Annotated in this window: 1 pseudogene; it reads right to left on the bottom strand. The window is 55.1% G+C overall.

The window, feature by feature from the left end:
- Positions 1 to 472: pseudogene (locus tag ACTHUM_RS19295) on the bottom strand (translation initiation factor IF-2); the annotation flags it as partial.

Here is a 472-nt window from a genome sequence, read left to right as displayed (position 1 = left end):
CCCATGTTGTTGCACATGTTTTCCAGTTTCGCAGCCTGTCGTTTGGCCACGCGCACGTCGCGGTATTTGCCTTGACGGAAGAGGGCGATTTCGCGCGCTTTCTTCTCGTCGGCCAACACCATTGCATCTTCGCCTGCGCCCGGTACGTCGGACAAGCCGAGGATTTCGACAGGGATAGAAGGGCCGGCTTCATTGATGGCTTTGCCGTTTTCGTCAACCATTGCACGGATTTTACCGAATGTAGTACCGGCCAGCAGCATATCGCCTTTTTTCAGCGTACCGCTTTGAACCAGCAATGTGGCAACCGTGCCGCGGCCTTTGTCCAAACGTGCCTAAACGATGATACCCTTGGCAGGTGCATCGACTGGGGCAGTCAGTTCCAAAGCTTCAGCTTCGAGCAAGACGGCTTCGAGCCATGCATCGATGTTCAGGCCTTTTTTAGCGGAGACGCCGATAAACTGTACATCCCCGC

The organism is Neisseria sp. P0021.S006 (assembly GCF_051956895.1).
The sequence above is the reverse complement of the archived record's forward strand: the minus strand, read 5'-3'. Positions and strand labels throughout refer to the sequence as shown.